Raw genomic sequence first — 21214 nt, 5'->3', positions numbered from 1 at the left:
CTGGTCCCGTTATTTGGAGGAAATGCCCCAGATCGCGAAGAGGTAGCGCCTGACCGCGAAGATGAAGACAACCGATGGAAGGATGAGCATCAGGCCCCCGGCAAAGCGGTAATGCATCGGGCTTTCCGAAAGCACGGTCAGCAGGTAGGCGGTCAGCGTGCGGTTGCGCACCGTCAGTACCGAGGCGGCAAAAACCTCGTTCCACGAGATGACGAAGGCAAAGACGGCGGTCGCGACGATGCCCGGCAGGGCCAAGGGTGCCACCACCTTGAAGAAGGCCTGAATGCGGGTGCAGCCGAACACCCAGGCGGCTTCCTCCAACTCCTTGGGTACCCCGAGGAAAATGCCCTGGGTGACGAGTGCGGCAAAAGGCAGCGCCAGAACCGTATGGATAAGGCCGACGCCGAGGATCGTATCGTAGAGGCCGAGCCGGATGAAGGAGACCGTCAGCGGCAAGGCCAGGATCGCCAGCGGAAAGGCGCGGGTCAGCAGCACCAGAAGGCGGTAGCTGTCCTTGCCGCGGAAATCGTAGCGGGCGAGCGCGTAACCTGCCGGCGCGCCGAGCAGGATCGAAAGCGCCACCGTGATGGCGGCTGCCCCCAGCGAATTGAGGAAGGACTGGACGACGCCTTCGGTCTTCAGAAAGAGAAAAAAGGGCTCGAGCGATATGCCGGCGGGAAGACCGGTCTTCGGCCAGACATAGACGCCCTGGCGACCACCGAGCGCCCCGAGCGCCACCAGATAGATCGGCACCAGCACCCAGGCGCATAGGGCGGCGATGCCGCTCCACAAAAGCCAGCGCCGTGAGGAGACGAAGCTGGCGGCTTTAGGGGTGTCTGTGGTCGTGCTGATGGTATCCGTGGTCATGGCAGGCGCTCCGGATCGACCTTCAGGGCTTTGAGATAGATAAGCGTGGCGGCAAGCGAGATGATCATGATCAGCACCGCGTAGGCAGCAGCGACGCTGTAATTCTGGTTCTGGTTTTGCCAGTTGTAGGCCTCGCCGACGAGGACCGGAAAATTGCGCCCGCCGAGCGCATAGACCACCGCGAAGACCTCGAAGGCGAGCACGGTGCGCAGGATCAGCGCCGATTGCAGCGCGGGGCGGATCAGCGGCAGGGTGATGCGCCAGAAACGCGTCCACGGACCCGCGCCGAAGATTTCGGCGGCTTCCTTGAACTCCTTCGGCACCTGGTTGAGGCCGGCAACGATGATGACCATGACGATTGCCGTGCCGCGCCAGATTTCGGCAACTGCAATGGCGATGAAGAGCGCGACCGGCGTCTGGTAGGAGAGCCAGCTTGCCTGCCGGCTGATGATGCCGAGGCCGAAGAGCAGCGAATTCAGATAGCCGGTATTTTGCAGGATCGACAGCCAGACGAGACCGGCGGCGAGATCGGAAATGCCGAGCGGGATCGTCCAGATCCACAGGATCGTCTCGCGCCCGCGGCCGACCTTGGCGACCATGGTGCCCATGGCCAGCGCAAGGGCGATCTGCACCGGCACGACCGCGATCGTCAGCAGGAAGGTATTTTTCACCGAGCGGGTGAAGTTGATGTCGGTGACCATGCGCTCGGCATTTGCAAGCGACGGCGCGCCATTATCCGACACCGCCAGCCAGATCGTCTGCACCAGCGGCACGACAAACAGCAGTGCCAGGAAGGCGACGGATGGCAGGATCAGCAGATAGGGGATCCAGGGTCGGCTATTGGTCATCGGCTCCCGCCTCGACGAGCAGAGGGGTGAAAGAGCGTCCGGGCATTTCGCCCGGACGCTTGCTAAGTGGGTTTATTGAACCGGGCAGGGGCCGTCGCTCTTGGCGTCAGGCGCCCAGCAGGCAGCCTTGGTGTCGGTCATCAGCTTGGCCATCGTCGCGCCCTGGGCCTTCAGCACGTCTGCAATGGGCTCGTTCTGCAGCACGATGCGCTGGAAACTGTCCATGTAGACCTTGTTGAACTCGCCGCCCTTGTCGCCGAGGCCGACCGGGAGCAGCGAGATGACCGCGTCCTTGGAGGCCTGGGTGGCGGTGACGGCACCGGCGAGCAGGGCGACGCCGGCATCGAGATCCGGCGGCAGCTTGACGTTGAGGGTCGGGAAGAAGCCGACCTTGGAGGCGGTCAGGAGCTGCGTGTCCGGCATGGACAGGTGCTCGATGATTTTTTCTGCGCCGGCCTTGTCAGGCGCGCCCTTCGGAATGGCGAGACCGGCGACGACTGGCATGTAGCCGCGGCCCTTCGGACCGGCGGGAGCGGGGAAGACCACATAATCATCCGGTGCGGCGGAAATGGCATTCTTCAGCCGGGCGATGTGGTCCCAGGCAACCATGACTTCGCCGGCCGCGAGCGGCTCCTGCATGAAGTCGTAGCTGGTCGAGTTCGGTGTCACATAGGCCCACAGCACCTTCAGCTTCTCCCAGCCGGCGGCCGCATCGGCACTCTGGAAAGTACGCACGACGCCGCCTGTGAAGGAGGGATAGAAATAGCCCTGGAAATAACGCGCCATCAGGCCTTTCGGGCCGGCGGGAAAGCCGATCTGCGGCTGGCCGGTTGCGTCCTGCATATTCTTGCCCCACTCGATCAGCTGATCGTAGTTCAGCGCGTTCACGTCGGCGCCGGCAGGCAGGTATTGCAGCGCTTCCTTCTTGGCGGCCATCACATAGGTCGCCTGCATCCACGGGATGTACTGCTGGGTCGACTTGCCGAGCTTGCCGAGATCGAGCAGCGACTGCGGCATGCCGCTCGCTGCCAACTTCTTGGCGAGATCGTCAAGCGGCTCGAGCGTGTCCTTGTCGGCGAGCGGCGAGAGCTCGCCATGCAGTGCACCGACGAGGCTGACGGTGTGCTTGCCGGCCTGACGCTCGGCTTCCATGCGCACCGCAAACTGCGGCGGCTCCTCGACCACGTAGTCAACCGAGCCGACGTCCTTCAGGAGTTCCTCGCGAACGACGGTCGCCTCCTCGATCGGACGAAGCTGGGTGGATACGAAAACGGTCTGGGCCAGCACCGGCGAGGCGAAGGCCAGCACCGTGGAAGCCAGAATTCCAAATGACATGATATGTTTCATCTTCTCCTCCTTCATTGTTCTTTGTTTGAGATGCACGGCTGTCTATGCCGCCTTGGCGGGACGGCGATGGCTGTCGCGATCGACGAATTCGATCGCGTGAAGCTCCTGGAGTTCTTCGGCAGGTTCGCCGGCGATGGCGCGCAGCAGCAGCGAGGCGAAGTTCGCGCCGAGGTTTTCGCCGGTCATGCGCATGGTCGACAGCGGCGGGCTTGTGAAGGCGCCCATTGCCAGGTCGTCATGGCCGACAATGCTGATCTGGTTGCCGCCATCGACCTCGCGTAGCGCCCGGAGCGCTCCGATCGCCATTTCGTCGGTGGCGCAAACGAGTGCGGTCGGACGCGAGGGTTGGCGCAGAAGTTCGAGTGCGGCGAGATAACCGCCCTGTTCCAACGGCGCGCCTTCGGCGCAGAGGTCGGTGGCAAGGCCGCATTCCTCCATCGCCGCCCGCCAGCCACGGCAGCGGTCATGTGCGAAGTAATATTCCTGCGGGCCGGCGATGTGGCCGATACGGCGGTGGCCGGCAGCATGGAAGCGCAGCGTCGCGGCTCGAAAGCCGGCAAAACCGTCGCCGTCGATATAGGGATGGGACAGCAGGCTTTCCGTGCGACCGTTGGTGACGAAGGGAATGCCGCGCGACTGCAGAAATTCGACGCGCTCGTCCTTGCGTTTGGTGCGGACGAGAAGCATGGCGTCGACGCGGCGGCCATCGACGAAGCGGCGGCAGATGTCGAGTTCGCTCTCGCCGCGCGGCACCGGCGCAATCACCAGATTGAGGCCGGCAGCGGCAAGGTGTTCGGCACAGCCGGACAACATATCGAGGAAATGCGGAGGACCGATATGGCCAGGATCGCTCGGCAGCGTGACCGCAACCAGTTCGGCGCGCTGCCTGCGGAGGCGCCTCGCCGAAGCATTCGGCCGGTAGCCGACCTTGTCGGCAGCCTCTCGAACCCGTTCGCGCGTGGCGGCCGACACATCGGCATAACCATCGAGCGCCCGCGATACCGTGGTGATCGACAGTCCCAGCGATTGCGCGAGCTGTTTGAGATTGGCCAAGATCTTCCTCCCGAATTGAGAAAAAGATTCTCCAAAACGTTTTGGGAGTCAAGCCAAAACGTTTTGGCTCCATGAGAGGCGCCGGAATCCATGATTATCTTTGGATTAGCGGAAGGGCGCAAGACTCGGAAAGCGGCCAAGGATTCTCAACGCAGATTGGGAGGGACCACTATCTTGTGTATCTGGATACGCTCCGGAAGTTCGCACAGCAGTTCTGCATCTCGCGCCAGATGATGAACCTGCTCCGGATCACCTTTCGTAAACGCCGTCATCGATTGCATGTCGGCCCAGTAGGAGATCGTCGTGAACCATGTTTCATCCTTTCGATCTTCGCGTAGCAATTGGACGCCGAGCGCCGTCTTAAGCAGTGGCGGAATTCCCTCAGCGCGATTGTAAGCCTCGTATTCATCGGCAAATTCCGGCTTGGTGCGGCCACGCCAGATACGGGCTATGGTTGGAACATTCGTCATGTTTTGCTCCCAGTGACATCTGAACGAAGCAAGCCGACGGCGAGGAACAATCCCGCACGAGCGGCAGGCCATCTGGAAAATGTGTCGCTCCAACCCAATGAAAAGTGCTCCCGACACGGCGGGATAACCCAAGGCTTGCTTTGGGCAGGGAGGTGGCTTCTCTCGCTCAATCGGCAAGCTTGAGTGTTGCCGTAAACTGCGTCCCTTCCAGGCGACTATATCTCGCCTCGCCATGCAGTTGATTGACGAAGGCTTTAATCAGCCGCGTCCCCATCCCGGCGCTGTCCGATCGACCATCGAATCCAATCCCGTCGTCAGCGACGGTAAGTTGGGATTCCTCTCCTTCGGTCACGTGCAGCATGACGCGAATGTTTCCGGATGCTCGGCCGTCGAACGCGTATTTCATGCTGTTGGCAATCAACTCGTTGAGCAAGAGGGCAAACGGCGTTGCCTTGTCGGCTGCAATCACGATGTCGTCGATTTCAAAGTCGACGGAAACGGCGCGGCCATGGACGTCGACGAGCGTCCTAACGAATGATGGAATGAACTCTCGAGCAGATATTCCGCTAAACTGGTCGAAGCCGTACATCTGCTCGTGAACGGCAGACATCGCAGAAATGCGCTCATTTAATTTTTGAACAGCCTCCGGTTCAAAACCCTGCAAGCGCAGCAGGGCCATCACCGTCTGCAGGTTGTTCTTCACTCGATGGTGTATCTCGCGCATGAGCGTTTTATTTGACCGCAACGCATCCGCAAGCTGCTTGGTGTGCAATGTGTCTACCTTGATCAGGTTCTGAATCCACAATGCAGCGGCCAAAGCGCCGACGAGGGCGAAAGCGACCAACAAAGCCGCGATTTTTGCATCCTCCCAAAAGGGCTGCATGATCACATGGATATCTGCCGAAGCAATGGCCACGAAAGGGGTGCGTTCGAGGATTCGGTATCCAACCAGGCGATCGTCATCATCGACTGGCGACACGGAGCGATATGTGCCTGATGTCGCCTTCCTCATATAGTCGGTAAACAGCTTGTGGTTTCGCATATCGACTGGTCCGGCAGGTTCCGGGTATCGGGCGATAAGTTGCCCGTCGCGTCTTATGAGGCTGACAATCGAGTTCTCGCCTATCGCCACCGCGTCCCATATTGGCCTTAGGATGCTCGCGTCGAAGGCAATCACGGCGACGCCGGCGAACTCGCCATTTCGTTCCAGCCTGCGGCTGAAGACGAATATCTGCCGCTGGGAAAGGCGGCTGATGATCAGCGGCGATGTATATTCGTCAGCACCGTTTCTCAGCCGAACGAAGTAGTCGCGATCCGTAACGTTGACCGGCCGGATATCGCGATCATTTGAGTAGAGCGTTTCTCCAACGGCTCCGATGACATAGGCAGTCGCCTGAGGAGGAAGGTCGTAGACGGCAGCGTCGAGATCGCGCACGCGATCCGGCCCGGGCAAAGACATACTCGGCCCCAGAGCATCATCAATCCGGTGCAGGGTCTCCCGGGCAAGGGAATTCAACCAGTTCGCGTTCGCTGCAACGATTTTGGAAGCCGCGCTGACACGCTCATCGCCCCGGCGAACAGCTGTCTCGTAACTGGAAATGAGCCAGAGCGACAAAAGGGTGGTCAGTGACAGAAACATCAGCGCGATGATCGCGAGCGATGCTTTTCCTACGGAGCCAACGTATTTATCGCCACCGATCATCTTTTAGGCCAATTTCCATTTGTGCGGCGACAGCCAGATGGTGACATTGCAACGCATTTAGAACCATATCCGATAAGCTGATTTCTGACTCTCGAAAATTATGCCGTGCTCCCGACTCGGCGCCCTCAAGAGCGCGACTGAGGATTGCATTTCATAACCGTCTTTAGAGAACGATCGTGACATCGGTCAATCTCACTCCGAGAAGGAGGTCAGAATGCTGGAGAGCTTTCGCACGCGAAGCTCGGCACGACAGGTCCCGAACCGATCATTCGGCGTTTATTCGATCAAAATCTAATCAACGGCGTAACCTGATTTGAAAGTCGGTTTGGTAGGCAGGGTCTCCTTCCGGGAAGTAACGTCATGATCCTTGAGTTGCAGAATGCCATTCTGGAAATGATTGCCAAAGGGGAACCGCTGGCAGCAACGATTGAGCAACTTTGCCTTAAGGTCGAGGCCGCCGTTCCTGGGATCATCGCTTCGGTGCTGACGTTCGACGGGAGCCGTCTCCACACACTTGCCGGACCTTCCCTGCCGCCTGACTACTCAGCGGCTGTCGACAATCTTCAAGCCGGTCCTCTTGCGGGCTCCTGTGGCGCTGCTGCCTATTTCGGAGAAGCGGTCGTTGTCACCGATATTGAGACCGATCCTCGTTGGCAGGATTTCAAGTCTCTGGTGCTTCCGCTGGGGTTGCGGGCTTGCTGGTCCAGCCCAATCAAGAGCGGCGGCCGGGTGATCGGCACCTTCGCCTTCTACTATCGAGACCGCCGCGGTCCGAAGGTCGTCGAACGGGACCTCGTCGAGGCTTGTGCCCATCTCTGCACGATCGCCATCGATCGCGAAGAGCGGGTGATGGAACGTCAGCGGCTGACATACAGCGACGCTTTGACGGGCCTGTCGAATCGCGCTCGTTTCAACCAGCTTCTCGCCGAAGAGCTGCCTCGATCCCGGCGCGCCTGGGGCATCTTGCTTGTTGACATCGACAACTTGAAACTCGTGAACGACACGTTCGGGCACGCAGCCGGCGACGCATTGATTCAAGTGGTCGCAGACCGGGTCGCCACGACAGCAGGCACCAAAAACACCTTTAGGCTCGGTGGAGATGAGTTTGCTGTCATTGTGTCGGGCGACAAAAACCTTGATCTGAAGGCGAGCGCGACCGACATCCTCACAGCACTGTCTTCTCCTTCAACCTGCGACGGTCATGTCGTCTTTCCCGCCGCGACGATTGGCGGCGCGTTGGCAGAGACGGAAACAAACCCTGACCAGACCCGCCAGAACGCCGATGTGGCGCTCTATCATGCAAAAGAACACAATCGCGGCCGGTACGTGCAACACTATCCCGGCCTGGGCACCGCCCTGACCAGACGCTTCAGGGCGGTTCGGGACGTGGGCGTCGCCCTGAAAGACGATCGGATCGATGCGCATTACCAGCCGATCTTGCGCCTGGATACGCGCGAAATTGTCGGTTTCGAAGCCTTGTGTCGAATGACCACGCCTTCCGGCGAAATCATAGCCGCAGCGCATTTCCATGAGGCGACGAAAGACGCGCATATTGCTGCTGAGCTGACCGAACGGATGTTGCTGAGGGTTGCGAAAGACATCCGCAGCTGGCTCGCCCGAGGCCTTCCTCTCCAGCATGTAGGCATCAACCTGTCCGCGGCAGATTTTCGTGGCGGTAATCTGCAAGACAGGCTGTGCCGAATTTTCGGGGAAGCGGAGGTTCCCCTCAAGCACATCATCCTCGAAGTGACGGAATCGGTTTATCTCGGACAACGGGACTATGTCGTCGCGGACGAGATAAAGGCTCTTCGGTCCAAGGGCTTGCGGGTTGCCCTCGACGACTTTGGCACGGGTTACGCGTCTTTGACCCACCTGCTGACGGTGCCGGTCGACATCATCAAGATCGACAAGTCCTTCATCGACCGCATGGTGCCGGGCGATGCTGGGACCTTCATCGTTGAGGGCTTGATCGGAATAGCTCACAAGCTGGGAATCCGGGTCGTCGCAGAGGGGATTGAAACAGAACCCCAAGCTGCTCAATTGAGCCAGCTCGGCTGCAAGCTCGGGCAGGGCTATCTATTTTCGAAAGCCGTCGATCGAACGGTTGCCGCGGCCTTTTTAGAGCAGCATGGACAACGGCTCAACCAAGACAAGACCCGTGCCGGAGCCCTATAGCCTGAGCGAGGTTTTCGCGCTCGGGCCGGCCCCGGATACCTGAGACAACGCTTGAATACCAAGATCACTTTGAACGGATCAGAGATGCGAAAACGGATACATGTCAGCCAATTGCGGGTCGGAATGTATGTTGAGGACGTCGAAATTGAGGGAGAAGACAGGACACGCCGGTTCAAGCCGTTCCTGATATCGGCCACTGGTCAGGTCGAGAGTTTGATGGCAAGCCGCCTGATGACTGTTGTTATCGACGTCGGAAAGGGTGCGGATGTCGATCCGGGCGGGGCACAGGACATCGACCGGGCTGCGTTTGACGCCCAGCTTCGTGCCGTGTTTTCGGCGAAGGATATCAAGCAGGCGAGGGAATGCGTCGAGGATACGAGACCGCAGATCCGTCATATGCTTGCCCATGCCAGGATCAAAGCCTCTTTCGCCAGTGATGCGGCAAGCGCAGCTGTGGAGCGGATCATGTCGGCAGCCTTCGACAATGCTGGTGCGCTGATCGCAGTCGCCAAGCTGAAGGAAAAAGATGAGCTGACGTTCCTCCACTCGCTGGCGGTTAGCGCATTGATGATCACCCTGGGGCGCAGCCTCGGTCATGGAGAAGAGGATGTGCGGGTATTGGGATTGGGTGGACTGGTTCACGATCTTGGAAAAATGGCGCTTCCGGACGACATTTTGACGAAACCCGGTAAGCTGACGGCCGAGGAAATGGATCTTGTGCGCGGGCACCCTCAGCGGGGATATGAGTTGGTTTCCCATGTCGCCCATGTCCCGAAGCCGGTGCTCGACATCTGTCGCTACCACCACGAAAAGTTCGATGGCTCCGGCTATCCTGGTCGCCTCGCCGGAAAGAAGATCCCTTACGTCGCCCGGCTTGCGGCGATTTGTGACGTTTACGAAGCGCTGACCACCATCAGGCCGTATAAGCGCGCCTTCTCACAAGCAGAGGCGATCAACATGATGATGAATTCGCCGGGCCATTTCGATAGCCAGCTTCTTTCCGCATTCGTGTCAAAAATGGTGATCAGCGGCACGCTGCAATAGAGCCGTCATTTGCCATACGGCGCGTCGCACCGGCCAAACGTCAATTGCAACTCCGCTAGGGCCGGGGTCACAAGAAAGATCTCCATCTCGTCGGTTTGATTCCCATCAAAGCGAACATTGATGGCCATATCTTATTCGGAGAGCGACGTTCGAAACTACGAGAAGTTCTCCAGGACAGCCAGGAACGTATGCCGATCACCGTGTCCTTCGGTGAGCCGCACTCGGCCCTCGATATCGGCCAGGTGATGGTCCATTAGTTGCTGAGCCTTCGCCAGGTCCTTGGCCTTCAGCGCAGCCACGATCATTCGGTGGTGGTCTGCGCCGCAATCGTCCTTACGCTCTTCTTCGTACAGGGACATGACGAGGGACAGGCGAGCGACGATCTTCGACAGCATTTCCGTCAAGACAGGATTTCCGGCGGTTTCGGCGAGTACGATATGAAATTTGCCAGACAGAACCGTCTTGGATTTCTCATCACCATGATGATGGATGTGCTCTTCTTCGTCGGTCAGTTTTTGCAGGGCATCGAGTTGTTCGGCCGTTGCCCGTGCAATAACGAGCTCCAGCAGAAGTCCTTCAAGTTTTCGGCGGGCTTCGAACAGGTTCTTGGCCTGGGCAATGCTGGGTTCGGCAACAAAAGTGCCGCGGTTTCTCTTTCGCTCCAGGAGGTGATCACTTTCGAGAACACCGAGCGCGCCGCGTACGACCGTGCGGCTAACGCCAAAATGCTCCGCTATCGCCTCCTCCAGGATTTTCGTGCCCGGCTTTAAGGCGCCTTCACCGATAGCTGCCGCCAGCGTGGCGCGAATGCGCTCGGAGACGTCGTCGTTGTTGTCGGCGCTATCGACCGCCCCACTGGACGCGGGTGGCGCCTTGACGCTTTGACGGCGCGTCTTCCTTATTGCCTTCACCACTTCAAGCCTCGGTAATGTTTTGCGTCCAGTTACTCGTGCACCGAATATCCGTTCGTCGTAATTATTTCTATAAGAATGTTTCTGCGCAACCACTGCATTTTGATAGAAATCCCAATTGAAGGCGCCGACAAAAATATCCGCCCGCGCTATCTTCAAAGGCTAGGCTGCCTTTTGTTCTTTTGCCGGCGGGGACAAGGTAATACCCTTTTCGGCGCAAATAGCCTCGATGTGGCGGGCCGACTGCTTGATGAAACCAATCGCCTCGTCGAAACCGTAGGATTGCACCTCATAGGTCGGGTAGCCGTAGCGGCTGCTCTCGTAGGCTTCCCAGTCGAGAACCGCTCCGGAGGCGACCCGCTTTTCATAGGCATCCACCATCGCCATGTAGGCCGCAAGCTCATCCGCCGTCAGGTCCGGGTGGCCAGCTCGCCAGACCGGATCGTCGATCTCGATGCACTGGCGTGGATTAGCCTTGCGAGGCTTGTCGGCGACAGACTGGGCAACCTCCAGCGACAGGTTCAGCGCGGCGTTGGCGTCGCTGAGAATGGGAAGGATCGCGGCGAAATCGACAATGCCGCCGCCAACGGGTCTGGTCTGGAAATCGAGACCACCCGGAGCGCGGCCGACATAGGCATCCTTGATATGGGTCTGTCGGATATGAGGAGCCAGGCGCTTGGCGGCGAAGACCGGATGCTCGCCCCGCTGCAGTCCGTTTGCCGTGTCGAAGACGACGCCGACGCAATCGGCGCCGACCTTCTCGATCAATCGCAGGATCTCGAAGGACGTGATCTCGTCATGGGTTTCGATGTTCATGTGCGCGCCATTAGCACGTGCGACGGGCGCCAGCTTGCGGAGGACCTTTTCAATTCCGAGCAACTGCTCTTCCCAGGTCACGTCGGTGCGGAAGCGGTCATTGGCCAGCCGGCCGCGATATTCGCCCTTGAAATTGCCCGGTGCAACCCAAAGCTCATGGCAGCCGATCGCGGCACTTGCCTCGATCATGCGCGTGAAACCGGCAATGATATCGCCGCCGCCGGCGGCCCGGAGTACCGGTTCCTCGGCGCTGCAATAGGGATTGATCTTGCCGATGCCGCTTTCGAGATAGAGGCCAAGGTCGTCGGCCTTCGCCCTGATGTCGCGCAGCAGGCCGCTGTCGAGGTCGGGGCTCATGTCCAGCGCCGTACTGAAGAAGATGCCTGCGAGCCCAAGTTCCTTGACGTGATCAAGGCTTGCCAGCGGCCCCCGCTTCTTCGCCTCAGGCAGCTTTATGCTGTCGATTCCCAATTTCATGTCATGCTCCTCTGCTGTTTCCTGACGGGGCGCGCTGCACTGGCGACCCCTTCGTTGTTGATCTCAATTCACGACGATCGATCCGCGATCACGCCCCTCCGGGAGCGAGGCTTCTCTGCTGTCCGGCCTGTCGGAACGAGACGCTTTTCGAGATAGTGCTGGCCTATGGATGCCACGCTCGTGATGGCGAGGTACCAGATCGAGGCGACGAACAGCAGTTCGATGACCAGGAAGTTCCGGGCGTAGATCGCCTGGGCCTGCGTCAGCAGATCCTGCATGCCGATGACCGAGACGATGGCACTGGCCTTCAGCATGCCGATGGCCTGGTTCCCGGTCGGCGGCACGATGATACGCGTGGCCTGGGGCATGATGACGGTGAGAAAAGTCTGTGTCTTTTTCAGCCCGAGCGCCGTGGCCGCCTCGCGCTGGCCGCGATCGACCGCGACCAGGCCACCGCGGATGATCTCCGACATGTTCGCGGCTTCGTGCAGTCCGAGTGCGAGGAAGCCGGCCAGGGCCGGTGTCACCAGATCGTTGATCGAAATGGTGAAGCTTCCCATCCCGACCTGCGGGATGAAGAGGGCGATATTGAACCAGAAGAAGATCTGGACAATCAGCGGCACGCCGCGAAACCACCAGACGAAGCCGGCGGCGATCACCTTGAGAACCGGGTTCTGGCTCGTCGCCATCAGCGCCAGCAGGCATCCGAGCACGATGCCGAACACCATGGCGCCAGCCGTCAGTTCAAGCGTCAGCAGCACGCCGCGCAGGATCGAAGGATCCACCAGATAGCGGGGGATCTCGGACCACTGGATGCTCTGGCTCTGCCCGACGACGAGCGCAAAGAAGGCCAGCGCTGAAATCGCGATGGCACCGGTTGCGATCTGCCCCCAACGCATCGGTCTTCCGACCGATGGCGCAAGGGAGAGCGATATGGGTGACGCTTGAAACAGGGCCATCAGCGTCAATCCGCAGGCATGTTGGCAGCGTCGTTGACCTTGACGGTCTTCACGGCCAGCGGTCCGAGGCTCCACTTCTTCATGATGGTCTCGTAGGCGCCGGAATCCACCATCTGCTGCAAGGCGGCAACGACGCTGTCGCGCAGCTGCGGATTGTCCTTGGCCGTCAGCATGCCGAGATAACCGACGGCAAGGCGGATATCCGGCAGCGCCTGCAGGCCCTTGCCGTTTCCGGTCTGGTGCTCGGTCGTGTAGACGCTGGTGGCGTAGCCGTTGACCGTTGCGTCAGCTCTCCCCGTGCGGACGGCCTGCAGCACATCCGGCATTTTCGGGATCGACATGATGTTGACCGGGGTCGCGCATATGGCGGATGCCGCCTCGACCATTTTCGCCTGGAAGGTACCGACGGGAACGGCGACCTTCTTGCCGCACAGATCCTCCATGCCCTTGATGGCGAGAGGATTGTCCTTGATCGTCATGATCGTCGTAGCGTCATACATATAGTCGATGACGTCGACCTGCTTTTCCAGCTCCGGATCGTCGTTGATGCCCGAGATCGAGAGGTCGAAGCGCTTCGCCAATATGGAGGGCACGATTGCGGCACCTGCGCCGACATCGGTCATCTCAACATCGAGGCCCAGGATGACGCCGAGTGCGGCAGCAATATCGGCATCGATGCCGATCAGCTTGCCGTCTTCGCCATGAAAGCTGATCGGCGGCGTCAGGTCGGTCGCGACCTTCAGCACGCCCGATGACTTGATGGAGGGCGGCAGCCCGTCGGCCAGTTTCTGCGTCAGGACGACGCCGGGGAGCTTGGCGACATCGGCATCAGGCGTCATCTTCTCAGCGGCACCTCCGGCGGCATAAGCAGAGGCCGCGATCAAAGAGACCATCGCTCCGGCAACCCCGGCCTTCAAGATTTTATGAATGCGCATCATGTGATCCCCTTTCATTTTTGTACCGGTGAATTCTCGGGATCATCCATGCAATCGCCGTGCCACCTGCAGTGGCGCGTCAATAATTATCTGATATCAATAGGATTTTTGTTGATGACGACATTTTCTGATAGAGTTTCGCAATATATTTCGCATGAAGTTTCGAACATATGATGCACAATTTTTACGCTTGCCGGCCCTGCCGCATCACTTTTGACCGCCGCATTCGCTCACAAGACCCAAAAACACCTCTTCAGATGCCAAACCCCGCGCTTTTCGGCGCTTGATCGCCCGTTCAGGGGCCGTGGCTGTTTCTATCTGATGCCCATTTAATATACGACGCTGGCGAAAATTTATACAAAAAGTAAATGCGAATTTTAAATGGAATAATTATTATTACAAACTTTCGAAAGTTTGTAAGTCACAAATATCTATTTACTTTCATAGACTTGGTATCGCCGTCAGCGGCGAAAGACAAAACTGGCACGCCGCTTGCAATTCGCTTCTCATGAACAAGCTCGACGCAAAATTTCTCGCCGGACCGCATCTCCGTCTTGTCCCGGAGACAGCGCAGCAATCCGTGACCTCGACCCAGAACCAGGGAGGCCCTATGCCAGGCATACCGAATATGGCTGAACGCAAACGGCTCAGCGTTCAGGGCCTCACACACAGCTATGGTGGCCAGAATGCCATCAGCGACGTGGCCTTCGATATCGAGGCCGGCGAGATCGTTGCCCTGCTCGGGCCGAGCGGCTGCGGCAAGTCGACCGTGCTGCGCGCCATTGCCGGGCTGATCCAGCCGAAGGCGGGCAAGATTGTGCTCGGAGAGAGAGATTTGGCCGATGTCTCGGCCCGCTCACGCGGCGTCGGCATGGTCTTTCAGAACTATGCTTTGTTTCCGCATTTGACGGTCGCAGAAAACATCGCCTATCCGCTGGCCTGCCAGAAGCTTCCTCGCGCTCAGCGCAAGGCGCGCGTCGAGGAGATGCTGTCTCTCGTCAGGCTCAAGGATTATGGCAACCGCCTGCCGCGCGAACTCTCCGGCGGCCAGCAGCAGCGCGTCGCCGTTGCGCGTGCCATCGCCGGGCGCCCGTCCCTTCTGCTGCTCGACGAACCCTTCGGCGCGCTCGACCGGGCCTTGCGTTTCGATCTGCAGGTGGAGCTGCTGCACCTGCAGAAGACGCTCGGCATCACGACACTGATCGTCACGCACGACCAGGAGGAAGCCCAGAGCCTCGCAAACCGCCTGGTGCTGATGAACAAGGGCAATGTCGAGCAGATCGACACGCCGATGACCGTCTATGACCGCCCGAAGACGCTCTTCGTCAACACCTTCATCGGCCAGGCAAACCTGCTCAACGGAACGGTGCTGCGGCTCGATGCCGAGAGCACGCTGATCGGCCTTGCGAATGACCGGACCCTGCTCCTGCCGCGCCGGCTGAACTTCACCCTCGGCTCGAAGGTCACGATCACCTTCCGGCCGGAAGAGGTTCGCCTGTCGACGCAGCCGAGCGAGAGCACCCTGCCGGTTCGCATGACGGTTTCCGTGCCCCTCGGCCCTTCCCTCGTCCATGACCTTGCCCTCGAAGACGGTACGGGCCTGCGCGCCTCCGAGGTCAGAGGCCCCACCACATTCATTCCCGAACCGGGAACGCAGCTATTTGCCGAGATCGACACCGCACGGTGTCACGCCTTTCCGGCCGAACCGGAAATCATGAGTGAAGAAACAATTCAACAGAGGTGAACGTGATGAAGGACTTTCAGATTACCCGTCGTGGGTTCGGTTTCCTGGCGGCCGGTGTCGCCGCATCGGCCATGCTTCCGCTTTCCGCCCGCGCTGCCGGCGGAGGAGCCGTTGCCGCCACTTTCCCAGGCAGTTGGGAGGATGCCTACCGCACAGTGCTGACGCCGATGGTCAAGGATGCAGGCTACGACCTGACGATTGCGCCGGCGATGGCGCAGGACCAGCTTGCCAAGATCATGGCGAGCCCCGGCAACCCGCCCTATGACACGCTGCTGATGTCGCCTGGCCAGATGGCCGTCGCCATCGAGAAGGATCTCATCCAGAAGATCGATCCGAGCAAGCTCAAGAACTGGGGCATGCTCGATCCGTCCTTCCAGGGCGAATACGGCCCGACCGTGACCATCGAAGTCAACGGCATCGCCTACAATCCCGATCTCGTTCCGAAGCCGAAGGGCTATCGCGATCTCTTCGAAAACCCGGCCTATAGCGGCAAGGTTTCCTGGACCGGCTTTGCCTCGAACACCGCCGTCATGGCCTATACCGAGATCGCCAAGATCTTCGGCTCCGGCCCGAACGACATGGACGCCGTCTTCAAGCTGTTCAAGGATCATCCGGAGCACCTGAAGGGCGTGGTCGACAGCACCAACCACCAGATGACGCTGTTCCAGCAGGGTGAAATCGCCGTCTTCATGTGCTCGACCGGCAACGTCGCCCGTCTGAAGAGCCTCGGCCTCAACGCCGAATTCGTCCATCCCGAAACCGGCTCGCCGGCGGCCCCCGTCAACATCCACCTGACCAAGGGCTCGGCCAATCTCGACGCGGCCTATGCCTATATGGATGCCGCGATCTCCAAGGCCGCCCAGGACCTGCTCAAGGAGCCGCCGACCGAGATGTTCCCGACCAACAAGGACGTGGCGCTGACGCCGGGCATCGAAGCCTATGTCACCCGCGACCAGATCAAGACCATGGTCTATCCGGACTGGGTCGCGATCAACAAGAACCGCGACGACTGGATTCGCCAGTTCGACGCCCTCGTTGCCGGTTGAGGTGATGTGATGAAGGCGAGCGGCTTCCCATACGTCCTACCGATGCTGTTGCTTTCCGTGGCGTTCTTCGCAACGCCGCTCGCCGTCCTCGTCGGTTTCAGCTTCGCCGGTCCCGGCGGAGCGACTCTCGACCATTATGCCCGCTTCTTCGGCGACGCGTTCAATTTCCGTGTCCTCGTCAATACCGCAAGGCTCGGGCTCGAAACCGTCATCGGCACGACCTTGCTCGGCGTGCCGATCGCACTCCTCTACTGGCACGGCGGCCGAAACCTGCGGCAGGTGCTGATCTTCCTGACGCTTATTCCGATGCTGACCAGCAACGTTGTGCGCACCTTCGCCTGGATCGTCATCCTCGGACGCCAGGGGCCGATCAGCGAAGCGCTCGCTGCGCTCGGCCTGACGGGAATGCCGACCAGCCTGCTGTTTACCGAACTCGGCCTGGTCATGGCCATGTGCCAGATCGACCTCCCGCTGATCATCCTGCCGCTGATCGCCATCCTGTCACGCACGCCCGTCCAGCTGACGGAAGCCGCCCAGGTTTCCGGCGCCGGTCCCTGGCGCATCCTTGTGACCGTGCTTCTGCCGCTGATGCTGCCGGGCCTGCTGGCGGGCTGGATCCTCGTCTTTGCCAGCACCAGCAGCTCCTTCGTTACTCAGGCCGTCATCGGCGGCGCGCGCAACGTCTATGTTCCGCAGTTGATCTACCGCGAAGTCGGTACGCTGTTCGACTGGCCGCTGGCCTCGGCCATCGCCGTCGTCCTGCTGCTGTCCACCGGCTGCCTGCTGGTCGCCCTTACCACGATGTCCCGTCACAGGAGGTTGGTCGGTCATGGCTGATCGTCGCGAAAATCCCATTCCCGTCATGCTCTACAAGGCATTCGTCTACGGATTTGGCGGGCTCTGCGTCATCTATCTCGTCGCACCGATCGTGATCGCGCTGACGATGTCGTTTACCTCGGGGCAGACGTTGAAATATCCGCCGCAGGGCTTTTCGCTCAGGTGGTACGCGGCGCTGCTCGATCCCGTTCGCTCGGCAACCGAACATATCGCCGCCTGGAACTCGCTGAAGATTGCCGGCCTTGCCGTCCTCGGATCGCTGATCTTTGCGGTTCCGGCCACCATCGGCATGACGCGCATGAAGCGCAGCACCGCCGGCACCATCGAGCCGCTGCTGCTCGCCCCGCTCGTCCTGCCGAGCCTGGTCTACGGCCTCGCCGCCTTAATCGTCGCCAATTTCATCGGCTTCAAGCCGTCGCTCTGGCTGACCGTAGCAGGCCATGTCGTGGTCTTCGGGCCGCTGATGTACCGCGCCGCCTCAGTCGTCGCCCAGGGTCTCAATCCCTCGCTTGCCGAGGCATCGACGACGATGGGCGCGAGCTGGTTCAGGACACTGCGGCGCGTCACCCTGCCGCTGCTGATGCCCGGCATTCTGGCCGGGGCATTCCTCGTCTTCATCCAGTCGCTCGACAATGTGTCGGTATCGCTTTTCCTCGCCGATGCCCGAACGACCGTCTTGCCGCTGCGCATGTTCGCTTTGATCGAGGAGTCCCTCGATGTGCGCGTCGCGGCAATCTCCGGAATTCTGATCGCCGTGACGCTGGTCGGACTGCTGGTTGCCCGGCGCGTTCTCGCGCCGCCGCGGCCGGCCTGAACGATCCGCCATTGACCTATGCCTGAACTTGGAAGGAACACACTGATGAACATGCGCGCAACAAACGCAGGCGGCTATCGGATGGGATCGCTGCTGGCCGATTTCCAGCCGGATTTCGATTTCTCCGCGCCGCTGCCGCTTGCTGTCGAAGAGTTCGAGGACCGCCTTCGCCGAATTCGCCGTCAGGCGATCGAAGCCGGTCATGACGCGCTGATCGTCCATGCCGGCAGCGTCGGCTGGTTCCACGCTTCGAACGCCTATCTGCGTTACATCTGCGACTGGATGCGCGAAGGCGTGCTGATCATCCCGACCGACGCCGACAAGGCGATGGTGCTTCTCTCCTTCTTCACGCAGTCCGTCCTGCTCCCGCCGGGCGGCGAGCCCGTTCTTGTCGACGAAATCTGGCAGATCGGTCCGATCGGCCGCGAATATGCCGACCGCCCCGGCGATTCCGTCATCAAGACTGCCGAAAAATGCGCCGAGGTTCTCTCCAGTCTCGGTCTCACCAAGGCCCAGATCGGCAGGATCGGCGACCGCACGTCGCTGACCTTCTGGTCTGCACTCGAGGAATTGATGCCGAAGAGCAAGTTCGTCGCCGACAACGCCATCCTCGACCGCATGCAGAAGGTCCGCTCGACGCGCGAGATCGAGATCTTCCGCGCCGCCGCCCAGCTGATCAGCATCGGCACGCAGGCTGCCTATCATGTGGCAAAATCAGGCGTGACCGACCATGAAATCCTCGCCGCCTTCACCTATGCGCAGATGGCACTCGGCGGCGAAACCGGCGACGGCTACCAGATCGGCATCAACGAATTCGGCACCCATTGCGGCAAGCCCTATGGCCACATCGTCCGCTCAGGCGACCTCATCAACCTCTACATCTCCAACGTCACCTATCGCGGCTATACCGCCCAGACCGCCCGCATGATCGCGATTGGTGACATCACCAGCCGTCAGGAGGAGGTGCTTGCCGCCTGCACCGAGGGCGTCAAGCGGGCCGAAAAGCTCATCAAGCCCGGCGCATTGATGCGCGACGTCAACAATGCTGCCTTCGAACCGATGATCGAGCGCGGCATGCTGACCTCACCCGAGGCGCGCACCATGCCCTATAACTGGTCGCCGATGGAAGACGGCGGGGCCCGCCTGATCCCCAATCAGTATGTGAAGGACATAGACTGGGAGGCGCAGGGCCGCAAACTCATGCACGTCTATCCGGCAACGCACGGACCGCACAATCCGAACCTCGGCCATTCGGTCGGCATGGCAGGCGGCCAGAACAGCTTCAACATCTCCTCACATAACTACGACAGGATGGAGGAGGGCATGGTCTTCGTGCTGCACACGCAGTGGCTGGAACCGCTGTCGGCCGGCTGCAATATCGGCGACATGTATGTCGTGACCAAGGACGGCTTTGAGAACCTCAGCCGCCATACCCCGCTTGAAACCCACCGCGTCGCTGCCGAGGCCTGAGATGACCCATCATAAACAACACACGCATTTCGATTTCGCCAAACTGACCGAGCGCGAGCGTTACAAGATCCTCATCGGCACGGTCATTCCCCGCCCGATCGCGCTGGTGACGACGGTGAGCAAGGATGGCAAGCCGAATGCCGGCCCGTTCAGCTTCTTCAACGTTCTGACCCATGATCCCGCGATTGTCGCCATCGGCGTCGAAAACTATTCCGACATGCGCTTCAAGGATACGGCCCGCAACATCCGCGAAACCGGCGAGTTTACGGTCCATATCTGCGATGACGCCCTTGTCGACCAGATGGAGGTCTGCGCCATCAAGTTCGGGCCCGAGGTCGACGAACTCTCGGAAGCCGGACTGGTAACGGTACCGGGACAGATGGTCAGAAGCCCTCGCATCCTCGCAGCTCCCGCAGCGCTGGAATGCCGCCGCCACACGACCCTGCAGGTCGGCCCCGCCCGCGAAATCATCCTCGGCGAAGTGCTCGGCGTCCATGTCAGAAGCGATGCGGTCAATCCGGCGAACCTGCACATCGACCAGCAGCGAATGGATGCCGTCGGCAGGATGGGCGGCCACACCTATGCCAGGACGCGCGACCAGTTCGACATCAAGACTCTGACGAAGGAGGAGTGGGCTTTGCGCCAACAGCTTTCGAATGCGGCCACCCTCCGATCCTAACGCCGGCATATCCAGCATCAACTCGTTCTTGTCGATCCCGCGAACAATTTGGAGGTCGACAGTTTCATCTCGCATCAAGGCGCCGGAGTGTTCCTGGAGTTCACCGCTTCCCGGAAATGACGGGGGGTCGTACCCGTTCGCTCCTTGAAAATCTCGTAAAAGCGACTGCTGGAACCAAACCCGCAGTCAAAGCCGATCTGGAGGACGGGATCCTCCGTGTCCGTCAGCAGCTGCATCGCCCGGGCAATCCGATGTCGGGTCAGGTATTCGTTGACTGATATTCCCAAAACCTTTCGGAAAGCGCTGTTGGCGGTGCTTGGATGCATTTCCGCAAGCTTCGCGAGATCGGCTACGCTAATCGGATCTGCGTATCGGGTATTGATCAGGTCGATCAGCAGCTCGACGTGGCGCACTGCCGGGCCGGCCAACGATGTCGGAGAGACATGGGTTGGCGAATTGTCGATTTCGGCATTGTCGAGAATCAGACGCCGTATTCGCAGTCGAACCTCCTCGACGATCAATTTCCGTCTTGCCGCACTGCCGAATTGCCATTCCTTTTCCCATCGTGGGAGTGTCAACGCATCCATCGTTTCCTGATTTGCCTGCGCCAGAAATCTCCCCTGCATGATCGACTGCCTGGCCTTTCTGTCCACCGGCAGACCCAGGAAATCGATAAGGGGAAGATAGAGGCATACGAGCGGCGCGTTTTCGGCAACAGCGATCGTCTGATGAGGAATTGCGGCCCAGAATAAAACCAGGCGGCCGGCCTCAACCTGTTCCTGCCTTCCATTAAAAAGGTAGGTCATCCGGCCCGCCATCAGCAGGTTTAATTCAACGTGGTCGTGCCAATGCGGTGCCGCCATCGCATCAGCGATGTGACGCTCGATCAAGAACTGCCCTCGGGATCCAATCCATTCGCCGCGGCTTTGGGTATATTTCATCTGTAGACTCGAATCCCGGAATTAATAGGCCGATTTCAGGAAGAAATTCTGATCTAGAAGGAGCAACAAGCAATCACAA

19 protein-coding genes are annotated in these 21214 nt (G+C 59.9%); 8 read left to right on the top strand and 11 right to left on the bottom strand.

What is annotated here, in order from left to right; genetic code table 11:
• Nucleotides 1-9: 9 nt before the first annotated feature.
• From AC2444_RS24455 to AC2444_RS24430, 6 genes are all read right to left on the bottom strand, one after another.
• Nucleotides 10-867 (bottom strand): carbohydrate ABC transporter permease, encoded by an 858-nt coding sequence (locus AC2444_RS24455; protein WP_012755685.1) that lies wholly within the window; start codon nt 865-867, stop codon nt 10-12.
• Entirely contained in the window at nt 864-1715 is an 852-nt protein-coding gene (locus AC2444_RS24450; RefSeq protein WP_012755684.1) for a carbohydrate ABC transporter permease, read from the bottom strand. The genes AC2444_RS24455 and AC2444_RS24450 overlap by 4 nt, the downstream gene beginning before the upstream one ends.
• Before the next feature lie 72 nt (nt 1716-1787).
• A complete protein-coding gene (locus AC2444_RS24445) occupies nt 1788-3062 on the bottom strand; it encodes an ABC transporter substrate-binding protein (protein ID WP_032996977.1) in 1275 nt (424 codons plus the stop codon).
• A 42-nt stretch (nt 3063-3104) separates the two neighbouring features.
• Complete coding sequence (locus AC2444_RS24440; protein ID WP_012755682.1) at nt 3105-4115, bottom strand: LacI family DNA-binding transcriptional regulator; 1011 nt, start codon at nt 4113-4115, stop codon at nt 3105-3107.
• Nucleotides 4116-4261: 146 nt separating this feature from the next.
• The gene (locus tag AC2444_RS24435; RefSeq protein ID WP_003562421.1) at nt 4262-4585 is read right to left on the bottom strand and encodes an antibiotic biosynthesis monooxygenase family protein; all 324 of its coding nucleotides are present in this window, start codon (nt 4583-4585) and stop codon (nt 4262-4264) included.
• A gap of 166 nt (nt 4586-4751) precedes the next feature.
• Nucleotides 4752-6287 carry a sensor histidine kinase gene (locus AC2444_RS24430; RefSeq protein ID WP_003562423.1) on the bottom strand — a complete coding sequence of 512 codons (1536 nt, stop codon included), beginning with the start codon at nt 6285-6287 and terminating at the stop codon, nt 4752-4754.
• A 360-nt stretch (nt 6288-6647) separates the two neighbouring features.
• Here AC2444_RS24430 and AC2444_RS24425 point away from each other — a divergent pair, with 360 nt between their 5' ends.
• On the top strand, nt 6648-8462 hold the full coding sequence (locus tag AC2444_RS24425; RefSeq protein WP_128406682.1) for a putative bifunctional diguanylate cyclase/phosphodiesterase: 1815 nt from the start codon (nt 6648-6650) through the stop codon (nt 8460-8462).
• Between the two features lie 84 nt (nt 8463-8546).
• A complete protein-coding gene (locus AC2444_RS24420) occupies nt 8547-9506 on the top strand; it encodes an HD-GYP domain-containing protein (RefSeq protein WP_012755679.1) in 960 nt (319 codons plus the stop codon).
• Nucleotides 9507-9661: 155 nt separating this feature from the next.
• On the opposite strand, the gene AC2444_RS24415 is transcribed toward AC2444_RS24420, so the two are convergent.
• The 4 genes from AC2444_RS24415 to AC2444_RS24400 all read right to left on the bottom strand — a co-directional run bounded on the left by AC2444_RS24415 (nt 9662) and on the right by AC2444_RS24400 (nt 13607).
• A complete protein-coding gene (locus AC2444_RS24415; protein ID WP_026157581.1) occupies nt 9662-10408 on the bottom strand; it encodes a GntR family transcriptional regulator in 747 nt (248 codons plus the stop codon).
• Between the two features lie 171 nt (nt 10409-10579).
• Nucleotides 10580-11710, bottom strand: coding sequence for a sugar phosphate isomerase/epimerase family protein (locus AC2444_RS24410; protein ID WP_128438816.1), 1131 nt, complete (start codon nt 11708-11710; stop codon nt 10580-10582).
• Between the two features lie 68 nt (nt 11711-11778).
• Nucleotides 11779-12669 carry an amino acid ABC transporter permease gene (locus AC2444_RS24405; RefSeq protein ID WP_113545729.1) on the bottom strand — a complete coding sequence of 297 codons (891 nt, stop codon included), beginning with the start codon at nt 12667-12669 and terminating at the stop codon, nt 11779-11781.
• 5 nt (nt 12670-12674) lie between these two features.
• Nucleotides 12675-13607 (bottom strand): ABC transporter substrate-binding protein, encoded by a 933-nt coding sequence (locus tag AC2444_RS24400; protein ID WP_012755675.1) that lies wholly within the window; start codon nt 13605-13607, stop codon nt 12675-12677.
• A gap of 505 nt (nt 13608-14112) precedes the next feature.
• Between AC2444_RS24400 and AC2444_RS24395 the strand changes: the two genes are divergently transcribed.
• The 6 genes from AC2444_RS24395 to AC2444_RS24370 are packed head-to-tail and all read left to right on the top strand — an operon-like array spanning nt 14113 to nt 20194.
• Nucleotides 14113-15348, top strand: a complete 1236-nt coding sequence (locus AC2444_RS24395; protein ID WP_113545591.1) for an ABC transporter ATP-binding protein — start codon at nt 14113-14115, stop codon at nt 15346-15348.
• Between the two features lie 5 nt (nt 15349-15353).
• Nucleotides 15354-16394 carry an ABC transporter substrate-binding protein gene (locus tag AC2444_RS24390; RefSeq protein ID WP_113545730.1) on the top strand — a complete coding sequence of 347 codons (1041 nt, stop codon included), beginning with the start codon at nt 15354-15356 and terminating at the stop codon, nt 16392-16394.
• A 9-nt stretch (nt 16395-16403) separates the two neighbouring features.
• Complete coding sequence (locus AC2444_RS24385) at nt 16404-17231, top strand: ABC transporter permease (protein ID WP_113545592.1); 828 nt, start codon at nt 16404-16406, stop codon at nt 17229-17231.
• Nucleotides 17224-18045 carry an ABC transporter permease gene (locus AC2444_RS24380; protein WP_128438819.1) on the top strand — a complete coding sequence of 274 codons (822 nt, stop codon included), beginning with the start codon at nt 17224-17226 and terminating at the stop codon, nt 18043-18045. The genes AC2444_RS24385 and AC2444_RS24380 overlap by 8 nt, the downstream gene beginning before the upstream one ends.
• A gap of 45 nt (nt 18046-18090) precedes the next feature.
• On the top strand, nt 18091-19515 hold the full coding sequence (locus AC2444_RS24375) for a M24 family metallopeptidase (protein WP_113545594.1): 1425 nt from the start codon (nt 18091-18093) through the stop codon (nt 19513-19515).
• Between the two features lies 1 nt (nt 19516).
• Complete coding sequence (locus tag AC2444_RS24370; protein WP_128449352.1) at nt 19517-20194, top strand: flavin reductase family protein; 678 nt, start codon at nt 19517-19519, stop codon at nt 20192-20194.
• Nucleotides 20195-20268: 74 nt separating this feature from the next.
• On the opposite strand, the gene AC2444_RS24365 is transcribed toward AC2444_RS24370, so the two are convergent.
• Nucleotides 20269-21135, bottom strand: coding sequence for a helix-turn-helix domain-containing protein (locus AC2444_RS24365; RefSeq protein WP_128449353.1), 867 nt, complete (start codon nt 21133-21135; stop codon nt 20269-20271).
• Nucleotides 21136-21214 lie beyond the last annotated feature (79 nt).

Source organism: Rhizobium sp. WSM1328 (assembly GCF_057653715.1).
This window is presented reverse-complemented; position numbering and strand designations above follow the sequence as displayed.